14 protein-coding genes are annotated in these 16357 nt (G+C 55.7%); 10 read left to right on the forward strand and 4 right to left on the reverse strand.

The features are described from left to right. Nucleotides 1–91: 91 nt before the first annotated feature. The 4 genes from ACWAU0_RS11955 to ACWAU0_RS11970 are packed head-to-tail and all read left to right on the forward strand — an operon-like array spanning nucleotide 92 to nucleotide 6519. Nucleotides 92–760 carry a CerR family C-terminal domain-containing protein gene (locus ACWAU0_RS11955; RefSeq protein WP_458136791.1) on the forward strand — a complete coding sequence of 223 codons (669 nt, stop codon included), beginning with the start codon at nucleotides 92–94 and terminating at the stop codon, nucleotides 758–760. Beyond that, entirely contained in the window at nucleotides 750–2312 is a 1563-nt protein-coding gene (locus ACWAU0_RS11960) for an efflux transporter outer membrane subunit (RefSeq protein ID WP_458136792.1), read from the forward strand. The genes ACWAU0_RS11955 and ACWAU0_RS11960 overlap by 11 nt, the downstream gene beginning before the upstream one ends. Further along, nucleotides 2309–3421: an efflux RND transporter periplasmic adaptor subunit gene (locus tag ACWAU0_RS11965; RefSeq protein ID WP_458136793.1), complete on the forward strand. Its 1113-nt coding sequence runs from the start codon at nucleotides 2309–2311 to the stop codon at nucleotides 3419–3421. Before ACWAU0_RS11960 ends, ACWAU0_RS11965 begins: the two co-directional genes overlap by 4 nt. Then, entirely contained in the window at nucleotides 3418–6519 is a 3102-nt protein-coding gene (locus ACWAU0_RS11970) for an efflux RND transporter permease subunit (protein WP_458136794.1), read from the forward strand. Before ACWAU0_RS11965 ends, ACWAU0_RS11970 begins: the two co-directional genes overlap by 4 nt. Nucleotides 6520–6680: 161 nt before the next feature. Here ACWAU0_RS11970 and ACWAU0_RS11975 read toward each other — a convergent pair whose 3' ends face one another. From ACWAU0_RS11975 to ACWAU0_RS11985, 3 genes are all read right to left on the reverse strand, one after another. Next, complete coding sequence (locus tag ACWAU0_RS11975) at nucleotides 6681–7208, reverse strand: REP-associated tyrosine transposase (RefSeq protein ID WP_171694376.1); 528 nt, start codon at nucleotides 7206–7208, stop codon at nucleotides 6681–6683. A 309-nt stretch (nucleotides 7209–7517) separates the two neighbouring features. Continuing rightward, nucleotides 7518–7877: a hypothetical protein gene (locus ACWAU0_RS11980; protein ID WP_171694377.1), complete on the reverse strand. Its 360-nt coding sequence runs from the start codon at nucleotides 7875–7877 to the stop codon at nucleotides 7518–7520. A gap of 285 nt (nucleotides 7878–8162) precedes the next feature. After that, nucleotides 8163–9335 (reverse strand): phosphoglycerate kinase, encoded by a 1173-nt coding sequence (locus ACWAU0_RS11985; RefSeq protein WP_458136795.1) that lies wholly within the window; start codon nucleotides 9333–9335, stop codon nucleotides 8163–8165. Between the two features lie 136 nt (nucleotides 9336–9471). Here ACWAU0_RS11985 and ACWAU0_RS11990 point away from each other — a divergent pair, with 136 nt between their 5' ends. From ACWAU0_RS11990 to ACWAU0_RS12010, 5 genes are all read left to right on the forward strand, one after another. After that, nucleotides 9472–11280, forward strand: a complete 1809-nt coding sequence (locus tag ACWAU0_RS11990) for a VWA domain-containing protein (RefSeq protein WP_458136796.1) — start codon at nucleotides 9472–9474, stop codon at nucleotides 11278–11280. Then, nucleotides 11277–11912, forward strand: coding sequence for a hypothetical protein (locus tag ACWAU0_RS11995; RefSeq protein WP_458136797.1), 636 nt, complete (start codon nucleotides 11277–11279; stop codon nucleotides 11910–11912). Before ACWAU0_RS11990 ends, ACWAU0_RS11995 begins: the two co-directional genes overlap by 4 nt. Beyond that, nucleotides 11909–12421 carry a hypothetical protein gene (locus ACWAU0_RS12000; protein ID WP_458136798.1) on the forward strand — a complete coding sequence of 171 codons (513 nt, stop codon included), beginning with the start codon at nucleotides 11909–11911 and terminating at the stop codon, nucleotides 12419–12421. Before ACWAU0_RS11995 ends, ACWAU0_RS12000 begins: the two co-directional genes overlap by 4 nt. 98 nt (nucleotides 12422–12519) lie before the next feature. After that, entirely contained in the window at nucleotides 12520–12654 is a 135-nt protein-coding gene (locus ACWAU0_RS12005; protein ID WP_458136799.1) for a hypothetical protein, read from the forward strand. Nucleotides 12655–12691: 37 nt separating this feature from the next. Continuing rightward, nucleotides 12692–13108, forward strand: a complete 417-nt coding sequence (locus tag ACWAU0_RS12010) for a type VI secretion system amidase immunity protein Tai4 (RefSeq protein ID WP_458136800.1) — start codon at nucleotides 12692–12694, stop codon at nucleotides 13106–13108. A gap of 174 nt (nucleotides 13109–13282) precedes the next feature. Here the strand turns inward: ACWAU0_RS12010 and glgX are convergent, their stop codons facing one another. Further along, nucleotides 13283–15481 carry a glycogen debranching protein GlgX gene (gene glgX / locus ACWAU0_RS12015; protein ID WP_458136801.1) on the reverse strand — a complete coding sequence of 733 codons (2199 nt, stop codon included), beginning with the start codon at nucleotides 15479–15481 and terminating at the stop codon, nucleotides 13283–13285. Nucleotides 15482–15665: 184 nt separating this feature from the next. Here glgX and ACWAU0_RS12020 point away from each other — a divergent pair, with 184 nt between their 5' ends. After that, nucleotides 15666–16352, forward strand: coding sequence for a DUF4912 domain-containing protein (locus ACWAU0_RS12020; RefSeq protein ID WP_523070793.1), 687 nt, complete (start codon nucleotides 15666–15668; stop codon nucleotides 16350–16352). The last annotated feature ends 5 nt before the right edge of the window (nucleotides 16353–16357 follow it).

Below are 16357 nucleotides of genomic sequence, written 5' to 3' on the forward strand. Positions count from 1 at the left end.
ACAATCCAAAAATTGACAATCAATCGATTGATTGATATTGTTTAAATCAATCGATTGATTTTTTTCTAACAAGCACTTCCGCAGAGGCAGCATGGTCGCACCTGAAAACTCCGAAACCGAAACTCACGATGCCCGCAGCCGGCTGGTCATGGCGGCATTGCGGCTGTTTGCCGAAAAAGGCTACAAGGCCGCTTCCACGCGGGAAATCTGCGACGCGGCTGGCGCCAATATTTCGGCCATTCGCTACTACTTCGGCGATAAGGCCGGTCTATATCGCGCCGCGTTCTTCGAATCGATGGGCGACACGCCTTGCGGTTCCGATGTCGCCGCCTATGCCGACTTGCCGTTGCCCGAAGTGTTGACCCGGTTTTTCAGCGAATTCCTGGAACCGCTGAAAAAAGGTGAGGAACTGGGACTCGTGATGAAATTGCACTTCCGGGAGATGATCGAGCCGACCGGCGCCTGGCAGCAGGAAATCGACGCTGAAATCAAACCGCAGCATGAATCTTTGGTGTTGCTGCTCAAGGAACATTTGGGATTGAGCCACATTGATGAGGACTTACATCGGCTGGTTTTCGCGATGATAGGCATGGCGGTGCATTTCTATGTGGGACAAGACGTCATCTCGGTGATTTCCCCGCAAATTTTAAATTCTCCACAAAACATCGACGTGCTGACCGAACGCCTGGCCGGCTACGCACTGGCCATGATCGAAGGCGAAGCCGCGCGCCGCGCTCGGGATGGCGACCATGAACAATAATATCTCGCGGCCGCTAGGCTTGAGTCTGATCCCCTTGCTGCTTTCGGCCTGCGGCTCCGGCGGTTTATTGACGACCGTCGGCCCTGATTATCAAACAGAACCGTTGCCGACGCCTGCGAGCTGGCAAGCGCCGCAAGCGGATGCGGGGAAACGGCAGCAGGCGCATCAAGGCGACCCCGCCGAGCTGATGCGCTGGTGGGAGCGTTTTCAGGACCCGGCTCTGATTCGCCTGTTAAGCGCAGCCGAACAGGTGAGCGCCACGGTCGCCGACGCCCGAGCGCGCATCGAAGAAGCTAGGGCAAATCTCGTGGGCGCCGATGCGGCCATCCTGCCGAAATTGGATTCCGAGTTCGTCTCCAAACGCTCCTCGTCTTCGTTTGGCGCCACGCCGTTCATCTGGAACCAATTCTCGGCCGGACTGCAATCCAGCTGGGAAATAGACTTGTTTGGCGGTTTGGCCCGGCAGCAGGAAGCGGCCCAAAGCCAACTGGAATCGCGCAACGCCTCCTGGCACGACGCCAGAGTCGCGGTGGCGGTGGAAGTGGCCGATGCCTACCTGTCTTACCGCTATTGCGAAGCGCAAGTGCAACTATTGCGTACCGACAGCGATTCGCGCCGCGAATCGGCGCGGGTAGCGGCGGCTGCCGGCCAGAGCGGGTTCCGCTCACCGGGCGATGTAGCCTTGGCTACCGCCAGTGCCGCCGAAGGCAGCAGAACCTTGCTGCAACAACAAGCCCAGTGCGAACGTTCCATCAAAAGCCTGGTGGCGATGACCGGCCTCGCGGAAGCCGACTTGCGGTCGTTACTGAACGGCTCGGCCGATCAGGCGGCGAAACTGCCCAACCCACCGGCGTTCGAAATCGCGTCCTTACCGGCCAAGGTGTTATTGCAACGGCCCGACGTGGCGGCCGCCGAACGCGACCTCGCCGAGGCCAGCGCCAATATCGGTGTGCAACGGGCCAAACAATTTCCGAAACTGAGCCTGTCCGGCAACATCACTCCGACCCTGCAAAACATCAACGGCGCGGCGTTGATGCTGGCGCAGACTTGGGCGATAGGGCCGACGCTGAGCTTGCCACTGTTCGACGCCGGCAAGCGCGCGGCCGACGTGGAAGTCGCCAAGGTGCAATACCAAGCAGCGGAAAGCCGTTTCCGCGCCAAGGTGCGCACGGCGGTCAAGGAAGTCGAAGACGCCCTGGTGCGTCTGGACAGCAGCCGCCAACGCTTGCCGCAAGGCCGCGAGGCGGTCAGCGGTTACCGGGCAAACTTTCAGGCGCTGCAAACGCTCTACCAAAGCGGACTGGGTAATTTGCTGGATGTGGAAACTGCCCGCCGCAACGTGCTGGCCTCTGAACTGGCGCTAGAAGAACTGGAGCAGGAACAGGTCGGCGCCTGGATCGCGCTGTATCGCGCGGCGGGCGGCGGCTGGACCGATGCTGGCGAGTCGCCGAATCCAGACACGGCGACAGCAGGCCCAGCCAAACTTAGAGCCATCGGCAACACGCATTTATATCCGAATCAAAACGACATCTTCAACGGAGGAAACTCATGACCAAGGGAAAAATAGGCGCGCTATTCGCTGCCTTACTACTATTAATCGGCATTGGCGTAGCGATCGGCCGCGTCAGCCAGCCCACGCCATCTACCGAAGCACCGGCTGCCAATCCGGCGCTCAGCGTGTCCGCGATCCGTCCGCAGACGCATGATATTCCGCTCAGCCTCACGGCTAACGGTTCGATTTCGGCTTGGCAGGAAGCCGTGATCGGCGCCGAAATCGGCGATTTGCGCCTGAGCGCGGTTAACGTGCAAATCGGCGAAGCCGTTAAAAAAGGCCAGGTGTTGGCCACCTTTTCGGACGAAAGCGTATTGGCCGATGTCGCGCAAGCCCGCGGCGTCGTGGCGGAAGCCGAAGCCAATCTGGCCGAAGCGCGGCTTAACGCCGATCGGGCGCGCAAGGTCTCGGTATCCGGCGCTTTGAGCGCGCAACAAGTGGATCAGTATCTGACCGGCGCGAAAACCGCGGAGGCCAAACTGCAATCCGCCAAGGCGCAGTTGGATGCACAATTGTTACGCCTGAAATACACCAAGGTATTGGCCAGCGACGACGGCGTGATTTCCGCGCGCAGCGCCACCTTGGGCGCGGTCGCCACGAAAGGTCAGGAATTGTTTCGCTTGATTCGGCAAAACCGCCTGGAATGGCGCGGCGAGCTTACCGCCGCCGAAATGACGCAACTGAAACCGGGCGATAAGGTGAGGGTAGAGGTCCCGAATGTTGGCAGTATCGACGGTGAAGTGCGTTTCCTGGCGCCTACCCTGGATGTGCAAAACCGCAATGGCCTGGTTTATGTTGACTTACCTCATGCCGCGCAGACCGGTTTGCGTGCCGGTATGTTCGCCCGCGGCGAATTTGAATTGGGCAGTTCCACGGCGCTAACGGTGCCGCAAGAGGCGCTGTCGCTGCGGGAGGGCTTTAGTTATGTATTCTTGTTGACCGAACAAACCGAAGACCGGGCGCGCGTCAAGCAGGTCAAAGTGCAATTGGGCCGCAGAAACGGCGACCAGGTGGAAATTTTAGCCGGCGTGGCCGCCGAAGATCGGTTGGTGGCTGGCGGTGCCTCGTTTTTGGCCGACGGCGATAGCGTGCGGGTGGTGACACAATGAACGTCTCAGCCTGGTGTATCCGTAACCCCATTCCGGCGATGATGTTGTTCGTGCTGCTCAGTTTCGCCGGTTTGCTCAGCTTTAAATCGATGAAAATCCAGAACTTCCCTGATCTGGATTTGCCCACCATCACGGTCTCGACCTCGCTGCCCGGTGCTTCGCCGTCGCAACTGGAAACCGAGGTGGCACGGAAAATCGAAAACGCCATCGCCACCTTGCAGGGTTTGAAACATATCACTTCCAAAGTCCAAGATGGCAGCGCCACGATTACCGCCGAATTTCGTCTGGAAAAACCGGTGCAGGAAGCCTTGGACGATGTGCGTTCCGCGGTGTCCAAAGTCCGTGCCGATTTGCCGGGTGACCTGCGCGATCCGGTTGTCACCAAGCTGGATTTGGCCGGTTCGCCGATTTTGGCCTTAACCGTCAGCTCCGCGCAGCGCGATGAAGAAGCGCTGTCCTGGTTTGTGGAAGATACGGTAGCCAAACGCCTGTTGGCGGTACGCGGCGTGGGTGCGGTCAATCGGGTGGGCGGCGTCAGCCGGGAGGTGACGATAGCGTTGGACCCGGTCAAGCTGCAAGCCTTGGGCGCCACGGCGTCGGACATTTCCCGGCAATTGCGGCAAATCCAGCGTGAGAGCGCCGGCGGCCGGATCGATTTGGGTAGCGGCGAGCAACCGGTGCGGACCTTGGCCAACGTGGCCTCGGTCGAGGAAATACGGCCCTTGCAGCTTTCACTGGCCGATGGCCGCCATATTCGGCTCGATCAAGTCGCCAAGGTAGACGACTCGGTAGCGGAACCGCGCGCGTTGGCGCTGCTGAACGGCAAACCGGTAGTGGGCTTTGAAGTGACCCGTAGCCGGGGTGCCAGTGAAGTGGAGGTCGGTGCTGGCGTACAAAAAGCGCTGGCAGAATTGCGTGTCGCCAATCCGGATATCGAATTCACCGAAGCGTTTAACTTTGTCACGCCGGTCGAGGAAGAATTTCAAGGCTCGATGACCATGCTTTACGAAGGCGCGTTGCTGGCGGTTTTGGTGGTCTGGCTGTTCTTGCGCGATTGGCGGGCCACTTTTATTTCGGCCGTGGCGTTGCCGCTGTCGGTGATTCCGGCCTTCCTGGGCATGGATTATTTGGGCTTTTCGCTCAACGTGATCACGCTGTTGGCCTTGTCCTTGGTGATCGGTATTCTGGTGGACGACGCCATCGTCGAAGTGGAAAACATCGTCCGCCACCTGCGGATGGGTAAAACGCCGTATCAAGCCGCGATGCAGGCCGCTGACGAAATCGGCTTGGCTGTAGTGGCGACCACGTTTGCGCTGGTCGCGGTATTTCTGCCGACCGCCTTCATGAGCGGTGTGGCTGGGCGGTTTTTCAAGCAATTCGGCTGGACGGCGGCGCTGGCGATAATGGCGTCCTTGGTGGTCGCCAGGATGCTGACGCCGATGATGGCGGCGTATATGCTGAAAGACCTCGACCATTCTGAGCCCAAGGAAGGTGCGGTGATGCGCACTTATATGAAGTTGGCGGGCTGGTGTCTGCATCATAGGCTGGCTACGATGGGCGGCGCGGCGGCGTTTTTTATCGGCTCGCTGTTTTTGATTCCGTTATTGCCGACCGGCTTTATCCCGGCGGACGATAATCCGCAAACCCAGGTATTCGTAGAGTTGCCGCCCGGTTCGAGTCTGGCGCAAACGCGCGCTTCCGCCGAAGCGGCTAGAAAATTGATTGCCAACATCGACTATGTAAAAACGATTTACACCACCATCGGCAGCGGTTCGGCGGGTAGCGATCCGATGGCCGGCAACCAGGGCGCCGGCGAGGTCCGCAAAGCTACGCTGACGATTACCCTGGCCAATCGCCAGGACCGGCCGGTGCGTAAACAGGCCATTGAACAAAATATCCGCCTGGCCCTGCAAAAACTACCCGGCGTGCGCACCAAAGTGGGATTGGGCGCTTCCGGCGAAAAATACGTGTTGGTATTGAGCGGCGACGATCCACAGGCTTTGAGCGCCGCCGCCCGCAATCTGGAACGCGACCTCAGAACCATTCCCGGCCTGGGCAGCATCGCCTCCAGCGCCGCGCTGGTGCGGCCGGAAATTGCGGTAAGGCCGGACTTCGCCCGCGCCGCCGATCTGGGCGTGACCACCACGGCACTAGCGGAAACCCTGCGCATCGCCACTTTGGGCGATTACGATTGGTCTTTATCCAAGCTCAATCTGGCGCAACGCCAGGTGCCGATGGTCGTCAAACTCGCCGATGAAGGCCGGCAAGATTTGAGCGTATTGGAACGCTTGGCCGTGCCGTCCGCCAAGCCCGGCATCGGCGCTGTGATGGTCGGCCAGGTGGCGAAACTGGAACTGTCCAGCGGTCCAGCGGTGATTGATCGATACGACAGGTCGCGGAATATCAATTTCGAAATCGAATTGTCCGGCCAGCCGCTGGGTGACGTTGCCGCTGCGGTGGAAAATCTGGATAGCATTAAAAACCTGCCGGCCGGCGTGAAGCGCATCAACATCGGTGATGCGGAAATGATGGGGGAGCTGTTCGCCAGTTTTGGCTTGGCGATGCTGACCGGCGTGTTGTGCATCTTCATCGTGCTGGTGTTGCTGTTTAAAGACTTCCTGCAACCCATCACCATTTTGGCGGCGTTGCCGTTGTCCTTCGGCGGCGGCTTTGTGGCGCTGCTGTTGACCGGCAAGGCCTTTTCGATGCCGTCTTTAATTGGTTTGGTAATGCTGATGGGGATAGCCACCAAAAACTCCATCCTGTTGGTTGATTACGCCATCATTGCTCGCCGCGAACAGGGCTTGAGCCGGGTAGATGCGCTATTGGATGCTTGCCATAAACGAGCCCGGCCGATTGTGATGACCACGATTGCGATGGGTGCCGGTATGTTGCCGATTGCGATAGGCATGGGCAACGCCGATTCCTCCTTTCGCAGCCCGATGGCCGTCGCCGTAATCGGCGGTTTGGTGACGTCCACCTTGCTGAGTTTATTGGTGATTCCGGTGGCTTACACCTATCTGGACGATTTCAAAAATCTGGGCATGGCAGTTTGGAAACGCTTTACGGCGCCCAAAGCTGTTGCTGTCGAATCGTGATTTTCGAAACACGGCATCATCCATAGCGCATTCGGAAAGATGAAACAGAAGCGGTCGGGCTAGGGTAGGGCGTCAGGCGATGTTCGAACTATCCTGCCGGCCATCAAGCTTATGCCGGCAATTGAAGGGTGTTGGCGTTCGGAGCATTGATTTCATCGAGGCTACGGTTCGCCGAAACTCTGATCGGCAACATTCTCGCCAGCCCAGTTCAGAGGGAGCCAACCGCGATGGACATAACGGTGAAACGATGAAAACGGCCAATCTTGCACGCGGTGCGCCCAACCGTGCTTCACCGGGTTGAAGTGAATGTAATCGATGTGATGCAACCCATCCTGTTCGTCGCGAATGGTATGTTCCCAATAACGGCGTTGCCAGATGGATGCGCTGCCGTCATGCCGTTTGCCGACATCGATACCATGGCTGTTCAGCGCTTGAGTGAACAGCGACTTGATTGACTTCCAGCGTCCGGGATAATCGGTATCGTGTTCCGGCAAACGCCATATGGCATGCAAATGATCGGGCAATACCACCATAGCCTCAATCACGAAGGGTTTTCGGGCGCGGGTTTGCGCAAACGCCCGGCGTAAATCGCCGATATGTTCGACCAGGAAACGTGCCCGACGATCACGCAAAGTCACCGTAAAAAAGTAGGTGCCACCCGCCACGAAATTACGCCGATACGCCACCATCGCCATTCCTTACGTCGATTGAAGTCCGGCCATTGTAGCCTCGATGCAGCGTCAGCGGAATCGAGGACGTCGGCTTACAGACTACCAAACCCAAATCGGCAATTGAAGGGGGTTGGTCTTCGAAACCTCGATTTCATCGAGGCTACTTGCTATCCTGCCGGCCATCAAGCTCATGCCGGCAATTGAAGGGTGTTGGCGTTCGGAGCCTCGATGCAGCGATAGCGGAATCGAGGGCGTCGGCTTGGAGCTATGGGGCGAGCAGCGTCCCCTTAAGCGTCCAGTTATGTGGAAAGCCTAAGCCAACAAAATTCATGGCTTGGATTCATCGAAAGAAAACAGTGCTATAAATCCACTTATCCAGTATGCGACAAGACTAATTACCAAGATCAATATTTGGCTGGGGCCGCCTGACAAATAATAGCCGTACTCAATATAACCACCTACTGAAATCGCAAAGTAGGCAGAAAATAAAGCAGCTGATTTTATTTTTCCTACAGCGACCGCGAGGGCAACGAGCAACAGTGGCGACACATAGACAATCATCCATTTTATAGCTGAGCCAGCTGGATCTCGAGAAGTACATTCAAATGAAGTATGTATTCCGACTGCTATCAGCGCAATAATGCCTAGGAACGGGATGAATCGAGACGGTTCCGCTAGGAGTTTCATTCGTTCATCACATGGTTAGTTATGAGATGGTTTTCGTCTATTTACCAAAAATACTCTTTGAAGAAGTAATTTATTGATATGCATATAATTGTCCCTTCTGTATATCATCGATGACGAAAAGATTTTGTCTGGTAAAGATCGAATTACAGCCATGGAATCACTGTGGGTGATAGAAGGCAACGGGTTGCAACCAGTCGATCAACAATTTTTCATGCGGATCAACTGGTACCCAATTTCAGATAATAAGAGACTGGCAGGGTCGATTAAACCTGCAAAGCTAACGCGTTAAGCGCGAGTCTGCAGAATAGCGACCGCCGGCAATTCTTTACCTTCCAGGAACTCCAGGAACGCGCCGCCGCCGGTTGAGGTGTAAGACACTTTGTCGGCGATGCCGTATTTGTCTATCGCCGCTAATGTGTCGCCGCCGCCCGCGATTGAGAACGCAGGGCTTTCGGCAATTGCCATCGACAGCGATTTGGTGCCTTCGCCGAATTGGTCGATTTCGAATACGCCAACCGGGCCGTTCCAGACGATGGTGCCGGCGGTTTTCAGAATCTCGGCGTATTGCTTGCTGGTTTCTGGCCCGATGTCCAGGATCAAGTCGTCAGCTTCCACGTCGGCGACGTTTTTCACGGTAGCCGCAGCGCTTTCGGAAAATTCTTTCGCGCAGACCACATCAACCGGTACCGGAATATCCGCGCCGCGTTCTTTTGCCGACGCGATCAAGCGTTTGGCTTCCGGGATTAAATCTGCTTCGTACAGGGATTTACCAACGGAGTAACCGGCAGCGGCGATAAAGGTGTTGGCGATACCGCCGCCGACGATCAATTGATCGACTTTTGACGACAAGGATTCCAGCACGGTCAATTTGGTAGATACTTTGGAACCACCGACGATAGCTACCAAGGGACGGGCAGGAGTTTCCAGGGCTTTGCCGAGTGCATCCAGTTCGGCGGCCAACAGCGGACCGGCGCAAGCGACGGCGGCGTGTTCCGCTACCGCATGGGTCGAGGCTTCGGCACGGTGCGCGGTACCAAAGGCGTCCATCACGAAAATGTCGCATAGCGCGGCCATTTTCTGGCCTAGTTCGGCGCTGTTTTTCTTTTCGCCTTTATTGAAACGCACGTTCTCGCACAGCACTACTTCGCCGCGTTTGACTTCCACGCCTTCCAGCCAATCTTTCACCAAACGCACCGGTTGACCCAGCAACTGCGAAAAGCGCTCGGCGACGGGTTTCAAGCTGGAGGCTTCGTCGTATTCGCCTTCGGTGGGGCGGCCCAAGTGCGACATCAAAATCACTGCCGCGCCGCCGGCCAATGCGGCTTCCACGGTAGGGACGCTGGCTTGGATGCGTAAGTCGCTGGTGACTTTGCCGTCTTTGACCGGCACATTCAAATCTTGGCGGATTAATACGCGCTTGCCGGCCAAATCCAGATCGACCATTCGTTTGATAGACATAAGTTCTCCTTTGGTTGAAATAGTGAAAACATTATAAAGTGTAACGCCGGCCGCAGCCTGAATTAAAAAATAACAGAATAGTCAGGCGCTTGGACTATATTTGTTATCCGTTGCCTAAACTTTTACCGGCGGACTTATGTTCAAGGTGTTTATTTTTACGGTGTTCTGTGTGTTGGTGGTTACTGTCGATTCTGCGCGCTGCCAACCCGTGCCTGCCGCTGCCGGCGCCGACGAAATTCAGGTGTTGATAGACGTATCCGGCAGCATGAAACAGAACGATCCGGACAATCTGCGCATTGAGGCCAGCCGTTTGTTAGTCAACTTGTTGCCGGACGGCGCCAAGGCCGCGTTTTGGTTATTCGCCGAAAAAACCGCGCCGCTGTCCGCTACCGATGCTGTCAATGCAAGCTGGAAACAGCAAGCCGGCAAAGCCATCGGCAATATTCATTCTCGCGGCTTGTATACCCACATTGAGGACGCGATTCAGACGGTGTTGAGCCAGGGCTTTAAGGGCGGCAGCAAGAAACATCTGATTTTATTGACCGACGGGTTTGTGGACATTTCCAAAGACATTATGCAAAGCGGGGATTCCCGCGAGCGCATCCTCAGCGAGTGGATCCCCAAGCTCCAGCAGCAAAACATCAACGTACAAACCGTGGCATTGTCCGAGCAAGCCGATAAGGAATTGTTGGAAAAACTGGCTTTCGAGACCGGCGGCTGGGCGGAAACCGCGCAATCGGCCGAGCAATTGCAACGAGTGTTTTTGAAAATGGCCCAAAAAGCCGCGCCGAAAGAGACTTTGCCGCTGACCGATAATAAATTCCAGGTCGATAGCGGGATACAAGAGTTTTCTGTCTTGGTGTTCAAAAAGCCGCATGCTGCGCCCACGCAGTTGGTGGCACCGGACGGCAAAAGCATCAGTAAACAAAGCATGGTCGCCAACGTGTCCTGGCTGGAAAGCCAGGCTTACGACCTGATCACCGTCAAGCAACCCTTGATCGGTGAATGGCGTCTGGTAGCGGAAGTCGATCCGGACAACCAAGTCATGATCGTCACCGACCTGAAATTGCAACTCAGCAACATTCCGAATTTTCTGGGCGAGAACGAAACCTTGCCGATTAAGGCGCATTTCACCGACAAGGATAAGCTGATAACCCGCGCCGATTTCCTGGGCATGCTGACCCTGGAAGTGATCCAGGATCAGCATGCACCGGTAAAAATACAGGCCGTGCTTGCTGAACCCGGTTTTTACCAGCACACGACTGAGCATTTAAGTTTGGGCAAGCATTTGCTGAAAATCGTGGCGGACGGCAAGACCTTCAAGCGGGAAATTATTCATGAGATCGAAGTGGTTGCCACGCCGATTACGGTCGAGAAGCACGTCGATGCAGCACAACGCCAAGTCACCCTAAAACTGTTACCGGATGCCAAACTGATCGATCCCGCCGGCTTGGTCGTCAATGCGGTGATTAACCAAACCGGGCATGAGCCGGAAACCCGCGCATTGACAAATAAAAACGGGGTTTGGCTGCTGGATTTGGCCGGTTTGCCGCCGCAGACTACCACGCATGTCAATTTTAATGTGATGGCTAAAGATCATGCCGGCAAGCCGCTGACGCCGGCAATCAAACCGCTGAGTATCGACGACAGTTGGTTCGCTCCTGCGGAGAAAGTCGAGGTTGCCGCACCGGTGGCAGATACGGATGCGCATCACGAATCAGCCGATCATGAAAAAACCGATCACGAAGCCGATGCCGGGAAGCATGAGCAGGCTGAGCATGAGCTACATCCGCCGCCGGACGCCCCGGAAACCAATTGGTTGTTGGTTGGCGGCATCATGTTGGCCATCAATCTGATATTGGGTGTGGGGGGATTTTTTACCTATCGATACCTTAAAAAAAGCCAAGCAGATAAACATCAGCAGTTACTGGAGAGATTGTCATGAATCCATTCGATTCCGTGGTAGTGATATTAGCGGCGGAGGCGTTGGGGGTTTTGACGCTGTTGGTTATCGTGCTGTTTTTTATCTCGAGAAACCGGCGAGGGAAGGAGATGGCCGAAATTGATCATTTCATTACCGAGCTTGAAGAGCAGGCCATCGTCAAAAGTCGCTGGTTGGAGCAATTTCTGGAAGAAAACTGCGGGTTGGCCACAGCGGAGATTGAGCCATTGTTGCAAGAAGTCAATGCATCCGAACGCGCTGTGTTTGAAGGGGTTATTCGCTTGTTTTTAAAACGCGAATTGGTGTTGTTGAGTGAGATTGAGCAACGTATCGGTCGGCTAACCGAGCCATATCAGAATTTGCTGGCGAATCGGGGCACGCATGCGCCGGTTGCTGCGGCGCAGGATTCGCCCCAAGCGAATCAATTGGCCGGCTTGGAGCGGATTAACCAACAACTGGTGCGGCAACTGGATAACGCGATGAAAACCATAGACGAAATGTCCGCCGAATATACCCGAGTGTTTAGCGGCAATCAGACCGCCTTAGAGTTGGAAAACAGCAGTAAAAAGATGCTGCAAATTTTTCATGATGCCGAACGCGGTGTGCGTGAAAGCATTACGGAGCTGGGGAAATGATGCAATCTCTGTTGCTTATCGGCTTAGGAGAGCTATCGCTGGTGTTGTTGACCGGCTTGATCGCGGTGTTAGTCGTTAATCGGCGGCATAAACGTCGGCGGCTGGCCGGCATCGAAGAGTTGCTGGAAGACATTAAGGACCGGCAGGAACGGCGCGGCGACAGGTTGGTATTGGCCTTGGTCAGTAAACATCACTTAGACGAACCAACCGCGGAGGCTGTCAGCGACACCCTGATTGCGGCGGAAAAGCAGTTTTTGTATGGGTTTATAGAGCAGCAAATGCAGCAGCAGACCGTGGCCGGTTTTTACGAAAACCTGTGCCTTTTGCTGGATAGTTATCTGGACGGCTTACCCAAAGTGGCTGAAAAACCGGTTGCCGACGAGCAGGCTGCGGAGACTGACGAACAATTTGCCGACACCGATTCCGAGCAGTCAAAACCGGCTGACTCTGACGCGACCCTGCCCGAAGAGGCTCCACCACCACCGGATTGGGGTGATGTGTTTGATTGATGCAACAACTGTTCTGACTTAGAGGGGAAGGTTGCCCCCTATTCAAGCTTTTGTGTTCATCCCTGCGACAGCGAAGAAAACCAAGGAAGGTGAGACTATTGAAACTATTTTTACCGGGTAAAAAGGGTTTGTTCTCTTTGAAGTTCATGGCGGGAGTGATGCTAGCGGTCATGCAACGCTATTCGACGGAACGGCTTGTTATGACCACTGCTATTTCAACGAGCCAGGCGTGATATACCGCGCCAGCCTGGCAAATTTCTTGGAGCTCAAATGAAAGCCATCCGCGCATGCGTTGCGGTCGGGCTATGTTGCTATTCACTGACGGCTATCGCCGATTCCATCGCTGCCACACGACGTAGCAACGCTGAAAATTATAAGGACAGGGCGCTGGCCGCCTGCTTATCAACCGCTTACAAGGATTCGCCGGCAGGCGAGGACGCTGACATTACCAAGAGCGCGTTTTTGGAATGGACGTATTACAACGACGATAAAGGGAATCCGGCAACCGATCAGCTTGTTGAGAAATATCTGCATCGAGACTACAGCACTCCGGTGGAAGGGTACGCTGGGGCGAAATTCAACCTGCTCAAATGCCTGGACATGTATCACAGCCCGGAACTTGATGCACAGGTTCATAAGTATGTCCCACATCCTAACTGGGTAGGGGATAAGCCGGCCAAGCGGTAGTAATTTACTGGTTTATGAGTAATCCCGGCCTCGGACTGGGAGGCAAAGTTTTTCCTGGCACGAAAATTATGGCTCATGGGTCGGCGATAGCCGGCGGGCTGTAATCATGGCAAAACTGATAGCCATCGCGGTTATGTGCGTTGTTAGGATGCTGCCGACCTCGCGATCATCTTGTCAATTTGTCGGGATCTCCGTCGCTGGCTGGTCGAGCAACTTGATGCCGGTCAATTTGCTGAAAAAACTGGCGGACCGTTTGGCCACGCTATCGCCACCCTCGATACCGGTTTGATGGGTGTTTTCAAACACCACAATGGAGTGCGGCTCCACGGTATACCAGGGTCTGCTCAGTGCTTTTTGCTCGGCCGGCTCGATAATGTCTTTGGGCGATGTTTGCGCGGTATCCACGGCCAGACACCAGCTCTTGCCCTCAACCTCCGGTAGCTGCAGGTTGTGTTTGCTGTCGGACATGTTCATTATTGCGTGCAGGTCGGGTTCATCTTTGCCTAATGCCGCCAGCGTAAAGGCCAGAATCCGCGTGTTCGGGTCGTCCCAACGCGGCGGTTGATCTAGTTCCAGGCCATGCCAGCTGATGTCGGCCATATCCTTATCTTCCATTTTTCGGCCGGTGAGGAAGTTTCGGCGCATCAAGGCCGGATGGCGTTTGCGCAAACGGATCATCTGCTGCACAAAGTGCAGCACGTCGGCATTGTCCTTGGCTTTATCCCAATTCAGCCAGCTCAATTCGTTATCCTGACAATAACAGTTGTTATTGCCTTGCTGGGTGTGCAGAAATTCGTCGCCAGCCAGCAACATCGGTACGCCATGGCTAAGCAGCAAAACCGTAAAGGCGTTTTTCACCTGTTGCCGCCGCAGTTTGACTATGGCCGGGTCGGGGGTTGGGCCTTCCACGCCGCAGTTGCTGCTGAGATTATTACTGCAACCGTCTCGATTGTTTTCGCCGTTGGCGGTATTGTGTTTTTCGTTGTAGCTGAACAAGTCTTTTAACGTAAAACCGTCGTGGCAGGTGACAAAGTTAATGCCGCTGATCGGCAAGCGGTGCTGATGTTGATAGAGATCGCTACTGCCGCAAATTCGGGTGGCCACTTCGGCGATGATGCCGGTGTCGCCGCGCAGGAAGCGGCGAATTACGTCGCGGTAGCGGCCGTTCCATTCGCCCCAGCGGTAGCCGGGAAAGTTGCCGACTTGGTATAGTCCCGAGGCATCCCAGGCCTCCGCAATTAGCTTGGTTTTGGCCAGTTGTTCGGATAGTTCTATGCCCCAGACCAGCGGCGGATCCTGCAGTACGCTGCCGTCTTCGCCGCGCGCCAACGCGCTGGCCAGGTCGAATCTAAAGCCGTCCACATGCATTTCCCGCACCCAGTATTCCAGGCAGCTGATGATGAAGTTGGTGACCAGCGGGTGGTTGGCGTTCACGGTGTTGCCGCAGCCGGTATAGTCGTGAAAGATGCGTTTGTCGTGCTTGTCGGTCAAATAAAAGCTGTTGCCGGTAATGCCTTTGAAATTGATCACCGGACCGTCGGCGCCGGCTTCGGAGGTGTGATTGAACACCACGTCCATGATCACGCCGATGCCGGCCTTGTGCAAGGCTTTCACCAGATCGCGGAATTCGCGGATATGCGTGCCTTGTTCCGGCGTGACGCAGTATCCGGGATGCGGGCTAAAGAAGCTGTGCGTGCTGTAGCCCCAATAGTTTTTCAAGCCCAGATCGGCGGTATGCGGCGGCACGTCTTGCTCGTCGAAGGCCATGATAGGCAGCAGTTCGACATGGGTGATGCCCAGCTTTTTCAGGTAAGGGATTTTTTCGATCAGGCCGATAAAGGTGCCGGGGTGTTTAACCTTGGCGGAGGTGTGGCGGGTAAAGCCGCCGACATGCAATTCGTAAATAATGGCTTTTTCGCTGCGAATGGCCAGCGGTGTGTCGCCTTCCCAGTCGTAACGGTCATCTACCACCACCGCGCGCATGGCATGTTGGCTATTATCACCGGGCTTGCAGGCGGCGGCGCGGTTCCATAATTTGTCGCTGATCGCCCGCGCCCACGGGTCCAGCAATAATTTTTCGCGATCAAACCGCAAGCCCGATTCGCGCGTGTTGGCGGGGCCGTCGATGCGCCACGCATACCAGGTGCCGACCGGCAGTTCTTCGACAAACACGTGCCAGGAGAAAAACGTATGGTTTTTCTCTTTTTGTAAGGGTATGACTTGTAAAGGTTTTATGCTGTCGGATTCGGCAAATAACAGCAGTTCCACGTCCGTCGCATGGCGGCTGGAGATGGAGAAGTTGACGCCGCCCTCGCTGACCCGGGCGCCGTGAGGATAGGGACTCCCTGACTTTAAACTGTATGGTTTGTGCATGCCCTTTACCGAGAAACTGTGAATTAGTCCTGATTTTACTGCATATAAGGGCTGCGGGCCTACGCCTTGCGTAAATAATCGACAACGGTTAGAGTCTATTAAGCCTGGTCGCTGCGGCGATACGTCGCGGAGTGTCCGCTACCCACAGGATAAAACCTAGTCACCCGACCCGTTAACATTGCCGATGGCCTTTTCCTCCTCACCGTCTCAAGTCCGCATGCCGCTCTCTGCGGAGGAAATGCGGGCTATCAGTCTGGAGATTAGCCGGGGTTTTGCACCGCGCCGGTTTAGAGCGGGCGCGGCGCGGTTGACGAGTACCGGCTTCTCGCCGCAAGAGTTGTTAAGCATTAGTCAGCAGATTAATCGCGAATTTGCTCCACCCCTGCAACGCGCTGCCGCCAAAGTTGAAAGCGCCAAGCTGGTGGCGTTGCCGGTCGATCCGGAACATATCCATGTCTATTGGCAGCTTGATGAAGCGGCTCAGGCGTCTGTGCCGCTTGCCGAACCGCCTGCAGCTGTCCAACCTTTGACCTTGCGCGTATACAGTCATCCTGCGCCGCCCGAAGCGGTCTCGTTGCCGGCCGAATCGGCCAAAACCTGGTTCGATGTGCCGGTTGCCGCCGAACGCAGCCAACAGCAGATTACGCTGCCCAGCGGTGACACCTGCATCGCCGGGATTTACCAGGTGGCGATTGGTCGGCTCAATGCTCAGCAGGAGTTCAATCCCTTGGCGTATTCGCAGGCTGCCGCAGTCGCGCCGCAAGTGCCGCCGATGACGGAAAGGCTGTCGCCGACGATGGCGCAGTTTATAATGCTGCCTTCACAGGCGTCTTCGGCGCTTGCCGTAACCGCGTCCGGCCAACAAAACTAATTCCG

The organism is Methylomonas sp. Uni0009, from assembly GCF_054188105.3.

What these genes read in the sequence shown, in the direction of transcription:
- ACWAU0_RS11955 (WP_458136791.1), top strand. Translation starts at nt 92, where the DNA reads ATGGTCGCACCTGAAAACTCCGAAACCGAAACTCACGATGCCCGCAGC.
- ACWAU0_RS11960 (WP_458136792.1), top strand. Translation starts at nt 750, where the DNA reads ATGAACAATAATATCTCGCGGCCGCTAGGCTTGAGTCTGATCCCCTTG.
- ACWAU0_RS11965 (WP_458136793.1), top strand. Translation starts at nt 2,309, where the DNA reads ATGACCAAGGGAAAAATAGGCGCGCTATTCGCTGCCTTACTACTATTA.
- ACWAU0_RS11970 (WP_458136794.1), top strand. Translation starts at nt 3,418, where the DNA reads ATGAACGTCTCAGCCTGGTGTATCCGTAACCCCATTCCGGCGATGATG.
- ACWAU0_RS11975 (WP_171694376.1), bottom strand. Translation starts at nt 7,208, where the DNA reads ATGGTGGCGTATCGGCGTAATTTCGTGGCGGGTGGCACCTACTTTTTT.
- ACWAU0_RS11980 (WP_171694377.1), bottom strand. Translation starts at nt 7,877, where the DNA reads ATGAAACTCCTAGCGGAACCGTCTCGATTCATCCCGTTCCTAGGCATT.
- ACWAU0_RS11985 (WP_458136795.1), bottom strand. Translation starts at nt 9,335, where the DNA reads ATGTCTATCAAACGAATGGTCGATCTGGATTTGGCCGGCAAGCGCGTA.
- ACWAU0_RS11990 (WP_458136796.1), top strand. Translation starts at nt 9,472, where the DNA reads ATGTTCAAGGTGTTTATTTTTACGGTGTTCTGTGTGTTGGTGGTTACT.
- ACWAU0_RS11995 (WP_458136797.1), top strand. Translation starts at nt 11,277, where the DNA reads ATGAATCCATTCGATTCCGTGGTAGTGATATTAGCGGCGGAGGCGTTG.
- ACWAU0_RS12000 (WP_458136798.1), top strand. Translation starts at nt 11,909, where the DNA reads ATGATGCAATCTCTGTTGCTTATCGGCTTAGGAGAGCTATCGCTGGTG.
- ACWAU0_RS12010 (WP_458136800.1), top strand. Translation starts at nt 12,692, where the DNA reads ATGAAAGCCATCCGCGCATGCGTTGCGGTCGGGCTATGTTGCTATTCA.
- glgX (WP_458136801.1), bottom strand. Translation starts at nt 15,481, where the DNA reads ATGCACAAACCATACAGTTTAAAGTCAGGGAGTCCCTATCCTCACGGC.
- ACWAU0_RS12020 (WP_523070793.1), top strand. Translation starts at nt 15,666, where the DNA reads ATGGCCTTTTCCTCCTCACCGTCTCAAGTCCGCATGCCGCTCTCTGCG.